This is a genomic window from Acinetobacter sp. CY17 (assembly GCF_059515825.1).
In genome coordinates this window covers 181,691-188,572 of sequence record NZ_JCAKMX010000004.1, presented here as the reverse complement: position 1 = coordinate 188,572, position 6,882 = coordinate 181,691, and the positions used below count along the sequence as shown (strand labels likewise).

The 6,882-nt window shown below is 40.8% G+C and carries 6 protein-coding genes; 4 read left to right on the top strand and 2 right to left on the bottom strand.

The annotated features are described in order from the left end of the window. Both AC5YCI_RS04975 and AC5YCI_RS04970 read left to right on the top strand, forming a co-directional pair. Positions 1 to 245 (top strand): integrase core domain-containing protein (locus AC5YCI_RS04975; RefSeq protein WP_496175268.1); only part of this gene is annotated, 245 nt, incomplete at its 5' end. 92 nt (positions 246 to 337) lie between these two features. Next, positions 338 to 1,114, top strand: a complete 777-nt coding sequence (locus AC5YCI_RS04970) for a hypothetical protein (protein WP_496128095.1) — start codon at positions 338 to 340, stop codon at positions 1,112 to 1,114. A gap of 66 nt (positions 1,115 to 1,180) precedes the next feature. Here the strand turns inward: AC5YCI_RS04970 and AC5YCI_RS04965 are convergent, their stop codons facing one another. Next, complete coding sequence (locus AC5YCI_RS04965; protein WP_496128096.1) at positions 1,181 to 4,075, bottom strand: valine--tRNA ligase; 2,895 nt, start codon at positions 4,073 to 4,075, stop codon at positions 1,181 to 1,183. Positions 4,076 to 4,235: 160 nt separating this feature from the next. On the opposite strand from AC5YCI_RS04965, the gene AC5YCI_RS04960 reads away from it, so the two are divergent. After that, on the top strand, positions 4,236 to 4,895 hold the full coding sequence (locus AC5YCI_RS04960) for a hypothetical protein (RefSeq protein ID WP_496128097.1): 660 nt from the start codon (positions 4,236 to 4,238) through the stop codon (positions 4,893 to 4,895). A 10-nt stretch (positions 4,896 to 4,905) separates the two neighbouring features. After that, positions 4,906 to 5,712 (top strand): SDR family oxidoreductase, encoded by an 807-nt coding sequence (locus AC5YCI_RS04955; protein ID WP_496175267.1) that lies wholly within the window; start codon positions 4,906 to 4,908, stop codon positions 5,710 to 5,712. A gap of 5 nt (positions 5,713 to 5,717) precedes the next feature. Here AC5YCI_RS04955 and AC5YCI_RS04950 read toward each other — a convergent pair whose 3' ends face one another. Further along, positions 5,718 to 6,857, bottom strand: a complete 1,140-nt coding sequence (locus tag AC5YCI_RS04950; RefSeq protein ID WP_496128099.1) for a GGDEF domain-containing protein — start codon at positions 6,855 to 6,857, stop codon at positions 5,718 to 5,720. Positions 6,858 to 6,882 lie beyond the last annotated feature (25 nt).

The window sequence follows — 6,882 nt, the reverse complement described above, 5'->3', positions numbered from 1 at the left end:
CCATGCAACAAAGTATGAGTCGTAAAGGAAACTGTTGGGACAATGCCCCAACAGAAAGGCTTTTTAGAAGTCTCAAGACTGAGTGGATTCCCAAATTGGGATACAGCTCAATTGAAGAAGCGAAGCTAGATGTTGGTCTGTATCTGATGGAATACTACAATCAGATACGACCTCATCGATTTAACGATGGTATCAGTCCTTGTCAGGCTGAAAATGAACTTAAAACTGTGTCCAATATTTGTTGACCACTACAAATGACTGCTCCCTCTCCCTATGGGAGAGGGCTGGGGTGAGGGTAGAATAAGAAGATTAAACTTACTTTTACAAGGGGTAAAAAATGTCTTATTTGAATTTAGCTACTCACCAAGTTTTGTTACGCAGTTATGAGCAACTTGCTCTTTTGCATAAGAGAAAAAATACACCAAAGAAAATTGATAGCTCTCAGGATGTAATTAACGCTAGTTTTATGCCAACTTTTGAGAAAGAAGAAAAAATAATAGATAACTATGTATATAACTTCCCTTTACTTTCGTTGAATGCTGCAATAATTGAGGGAGCTTTAAGGTACGTATTATCTCAAAATTTAAGAAATGAGATTAATAGGCATATTGAAGAAAACTCAAAAAAAGGAGCTACTGGAAAATCATCATATGAAAATATTTTAGATAGTTTTCTTATTCGTTTAGAAAGTGAGGGTGGTATTGAAAAATTATTCTCTTTTTATACAGGTTTTTTAAAATTTGATATAAGTAAAGAAATTAATAAAGATCTTTATAGAAAGATAAAAATTTTATTTAGTTTAAGAAATATTTTAGCACATGGAACAACGTTAGTTGAAACCGATCCTGAAACAATTGATGAGAATAATGAGGCATTCTTTAAGCAACAAAAGACTCTTGAAGAAGCAAGAAAATTACTTAATCAATTATACGGTGAAGATGATTTTTTAAAAAATTTAAGCCATTTTGAATTGCCAAAATATTTTATGACTATCACGCAAGAATTTCTAAAAGAATTTAAGGATAAATTTGGTGCAAAATATTGTTTATCTGATGATGATAGTCGTTTTCTAGATAAAATAATAAGATATTCTTGGGGATATATGTTGGTATAGTGAATTTAAAATAAAGGGCTGAATAATCAGCCCTTTATACACAAATTAGATCAAACTAACAACACCTTACAGCGCCGCAATCTGCTCCATATTCGCTTTAATCTTCGCTAACTGATCAGCAAATTCAGCAAGTTTCACTTTCTCGCCTTCAACCACAGCCGCAGGTGCTTTCGCCACAAAACCTTCATTACCAAGTTTAGTTGCAATTTGGTCATGCTGTTTTTGAACCTTGTCTAAGTCTTTTTGTAGACGACCCAATTCCGCTTTCGGGTCAATTAAGCCCTTCATTGGAACGAATACAGACACATGACCAACTACTGAAGATGAAGACAATGGCGGTTGTTCAGCATCGTTTAGGAATGTAATGCTTTCAACTTTCGCCAATGCTTTAAACAACGGTTCAATACGAGCAATTTGCGCTTTTTCCGCATCAGTGGTGTTTTGAAGCAGAACAGGCAACAAGCGAGCATTACCTAGACCCATCTCACCACGGATGTTACGTACCGCACCAATCAAACCTTGAAGCCATTGCATATCTGCTTCAGCTTGTTCGTTGATAAGGGCTTGGTCAGCAACAGGGTACGGTGCAAGCATAATGGTTTCGCCAACGATGTTCAGTTTCGGCGCAAGTGTTTGCCAGATTTCTTCTGTAAGGTACGGCATCAATGGATGTGCTAAACGTAAAGACGCCTCCATCACAGAAAGAAGAACACGACGCACTTCAGCTTTACGCTCAACCGATACGTTTTCATCATTTAGAACAGGCTTCGTCAGCTCAACATACCAGTCACAGTATTCATTCCAAATGAACTCGTAAATCGCTTGTGCAGCCAAGTCTAAACGGTAGGTTGCAAATGCGGTTTGCACTGCTTGTTCTGCTTTTTGTAGACGGCTCACGATCCACTGTTCAGGCAATTCCCAAAGGTCTTGACGGACTTCTTGACCAATCACTTGCTCTTCGCAGTTCATCATCACGAAACGCGTAGCGTTCCAGATTTTGTTGGCAAAGTTACGGTAACCTTCAACACGTTTCATATCAAATTTGATATCACGACCCGTATTTGCAAGCGCACAGAAAGTGAAACGAACCGCATCAGTACCGTAAGATTGAATACCTTCAGGGAATTCTTTACGGGTTGATTTTTCAATCTTCGCTGCTTGTTTCGGGTTCATCAAACCTGTGGTACGTTTTTGTACGAGTGTTTCAAGATCAACACCGTCAATCAAATCTAATGGGTCAAGCACGTTACCTTTAGATTTAGACATCTTCTGACCTTCGCCATCACGTACCAAACCGTGTACATATACGGTTTTAAACGGTACTTGTGGTGTGCCATCTTCATTTTTCATGAAGTGCATGGTCATCATGATCATGCGGGCAACCCAGAAGAAGATGATGTCGAAACCTGTTACCAACACATCAGTCGGGTGGAAGGTATTTAAGAAATAGTTTTCTTTATCTTTCTCAGCATCGCCTGTCCAACCCAAAGTTGAGAATGTCCACAGACCAGAAGAGAACCATGTATCTAACACGTCTTCGTCTTGGTCTAACTGAACATCGGCAGGGATGTTGTTTTTCGCACGAACTTCTTCCTCATAACGTCCAACGTAAACATTACCTTCCGCATCGTACCAAGCAGGGATACGGTGACCCCACCACAATTGACGTGAGATACACCAGTCTTGAATGTTGTTCATCCAAGCCATGTACATATTGCTGTATTGCTCAGGGACAAATTTGATGTCGCCATCTTTCACTGCTTTAATTGCAGGTTCAGCAAGCGGTGCAATTTTCACATACCATTGGTCTGTAAGAAGTGGCTCAACGATCACACCTGAGCGGTCACCGCGAGGTGGCTTAAGCGTGTATGGTTGAATTTGGTCTAACCAACCTTCGCTTTCAGCTTGTTCAACGAGCTTTTTACGTGCTTCAAAACGCTCTAAACCAATATAGTCCGCAGGGGCAGGAATGGTTTTAGAAATTTGTTCGCCCGCTTTGGCGATATATTCAAACTCAGCAAGCACTTCAGCATTTTTGTTGAAGATGTTGATGATTGGTAATTCGCAACGTTTACCCACTTCATAGTCATTGAAGTCATGCGCAGGAGTGATTTTCACACAGCCTGTACCAAATTCTTTGTCTACATATTCATCTTTAACGATTGGAACAGCACGACCTGTGATTGGTAGGATGATGTTTTGACCAACCAATGCCGCATAGCGTTCATCATCTAGTGCAACTGCAACAGCTGTATCACCCAACAAAGTTTCAGGACGAGTGGTTGCCACAACGATGTGATCTTTACCATCATGTGTGCGAAGTGACTTATCTTCAAAGAAATATTTGAAGTGCCACAATGAACCTGCTTCTTCTTTATCAGACTCAACTTCTAAGTCAGAAAGCGCAGTTTGAAGTTTTGGATCCCAGTTAACCAGACGTTTACCACGGTAGATCAAACCATCTTCATGTAGTTTTACAAACACTTCTTTAACAGCATTTGATAAACCTTCATCCATGGTAAAGCGTTCACGTGACCAATCCACAGATGAACCTAAACGACGGATTTGACGGGTAATGGTACCGCCAGATTGTTCTTTCCATTCCCAGATTTTGTCGATGAACTTTTCACGACCTAAATCATGACGGCTAATACCTTGTGCACCGAGCTGACGCTCAACCACCATTTGCGTTGCAATACCTGCGTGGTCAGTCCCTGGTTGCCAAAGCGTGTTAAAACCAGACATACGCTTATGACGGGTTAAAGCATCCATGATGGCATTGTTAAAACCATGACCCATGTGCAAGCTACCAGTGACGTTTGGTGGCGGAATCATGATACAGAAAGACTCGCCTTTTTCAGATGGCTTGAAGTAACCACGCTCTTCCCAAGTTTGGTACCATTTTTTCTCGATCTCAGTCGGATCGTAGGTTGTCGCGATATTTTGCGCTGAATCAGTCATAGTTCGAACAGATCAAAAGTGGATAAAAATTGCAATCATTGTAGCAAAAAATATGAAGCTGCGGGATGAGGCAAAATCAAAGTTTATGCAATTGGTTTATCCGTCAAGTTGGCCTATGCTAAAGCGGAGTTTTTCCGGACAACAATAACAAGAGGCCATTATGGATGATATGGTGCAACTGAATTTACAGCCTACCACCTATCGACGGTTTTTAGAGTTACAGCAATTGTTAAATTTGGGTCATGCGCAAAGTTTGGCTCAGCCAGTGGGCGAGAATTTAGCAGACATTGCTTGTCAAATTGTCGAGCAAGTGTTTGGTTATTTAAGCCAAATTTCTGCCGAGCAATCGCAATTTGAATCTGAACACACCGTCGAGCAAATTATTGCCAGCATTCGTAAACATTTACCGTGGTCGATGCAACTGTTAAACAATGAACGGCTTAAACTGTTGATTAATGATTTGGCTGAAATGACCTCAGTACAAGAGGGACAAATTTGGCTGAAATATCCTATTCCCCCAGCATTAGCCAGCAAGTTTAAGACGCAATGTCAATTTCTGACGGAAGACCCAAGCAAAATCCCTGCTGCTTTTAGTAGTTTGATTGAAATTATTGACCAAGGCGTAACTCAGTTGGTACGTGAGCCTAAGAAAAAACTCAAATTTAATTTTGTGGTCGATAAAAGCTTAGCCGGTGTCATTGGTCTCACCACGCAGATGGGCTACAAACGTTTAGAAAAAATGGCTAAGCAGTTAAGTCCTGAGCATGCCCAAGCCTACTTAAAACATTTTTTAACCTTTATTTCTATACATAACCCTTAGGAATCATAACATGACAACACAGCACAATTTGGCCGATCAAGTGGTCTGGATTACTGGGGCATCTTCAGGTTTAGGGGAGGCTTTAGCTAAAGCTTTTGCAGCGCAAGGCGCACAACTGGTATTAAGCGCACGTCGTCAAGAGGTACTAGAACAGGTGCGTTTGAGCCTGAGCCATCCAGAACGTCATCTGGTGGTGGCATGTGATGTCACCAATGAGGCAGATATCCGTCATGCTTATGCCCAAGTGCTCCAACATAAGGGGCGCATTGATTACTTAATTAATAATGCAGGTTTAAGTCAGCGTGCGTTGATTCAAGACACTACGATGCAGACTGAACGTGCCATTGTGGAAATTAATTATTTCTCACAGGTGTTTTTAACCAAAACGGTATTACCCACCTTTTTGGCGCAAAAAACGGGTCGTATTGTCTTTATTTCCAGTGTCGCAGGCTTATTGGGGACCCAGTACCGCGCCACATATTCAGCCGCCAAAGCTGCCATTCATATGTGGGCCAATAGCTTACGCGCCGAAGTGGCAGAGCATGGGGTTAAAGTATCGGTAGTGTTTCCGGGTTTTGTGAAAACCAACGTGTCGTTTAATGCTTTAAATGGTGAGGGTAAGCCACAAGGGCATCAAGACAGTGCGATTGAGAATGGCTTAGATGCCGATGAGTTTGCGCAGACTGTGGTTGCGGCTTTATTGGATGAGCAAGAATATATTGTGGTGGGTGGGCTTAAGGAAAAAATAGGGGTCATAGTGTCACGTTTATCACCCAAGCTGCTGTATAAAATGATCCGTAACATCAAAGTCAAATAATGGCTTTAAGCGCGTTGAACTTGATTACGACCCATTTTTTTAGCTTGGTACAGCAATTGGTCGGCATCTAATAAGGCTGTGTCGAGTTGCTGGCCATGTTTAAAAAAGCTAATGCCAATGCTAATAGATAAATTAATGCTTTGACCTTGATAAAGCAGCGCTTCTTGTTCAATGTTTTTTCGAATGCGCTCAGCAATTTCATCGGCATTTTCATTGCTGACTTGTGCTAATAAAATAATAAATTCCTCGCCACCGATGCGAAAGACCTGATCTTGTTCACGAAGATTGTGCTGTAACAGACGACTGACATGTTGCAGGGCAAGATCACCAATATGATGGCCGTATTGATCATTAATGTTTTTAAAGTGATCTAAATCGGCCATTAAAATTGCATTTTGATGGGGCATGGCAGCTTTGAGTTTAGCCACATACATATTAAAACCGCGTCGGTTGAGCAGTCCGGTCAGTGGATCTAACAAACGTTCTTGTTTGAGTTTGGTTATAGAATCAAAAATAGAACTGCTAACAAATAAGCTAAAAAACACTAAATTCACAAACACAATGATCATCTGGGTCAACGCCCATAAGCCTTCATTTTGTGCAATATACTCGTCAGTTGAATGTAGAGCGATGATTAAGCCTGCTCTAAATAAGACAAGGCCCAACATCACGTAAGTAAATATTTTGAGATAATAATCTATCTTGAGGCGTGTTTTGACCTTAAAAAATAAGATGGGACGGTGCAAGTAGATTAAGGCGGTAACCAAAGCAATGCTAACAATACGGGCGTTTTGGTAGGCATAATAGTGAGAAAAAAACGCGACGCCTAGCATCCCTAATAGCATAAACATGCAACAACGTCGCAATGAAAATGGCAACTTTAAACGGATATACAGCGCTTGGGCGTGTAGGGCACAAGAGCTAAAATAAATTAGGCTTAATATACTGGCAAAGCTATTTAGCAGTGTTGTGGATAGGGTGGTATTTAAAAAAATGGTCACACCAATTAAAAACAGTCCCGTAGCGTAGCTCACCAAATAATTGCCTAAATTCTTGTTATAAGCGATGAGCAGCGTAATCAGGCTCAAACACAGCACTAAACTTGGGATGAGTAAGCTGTAGATGTTAAGATCAGAGGTGAGCATGGTGTGCTAGTCGAGAAAATAAAAA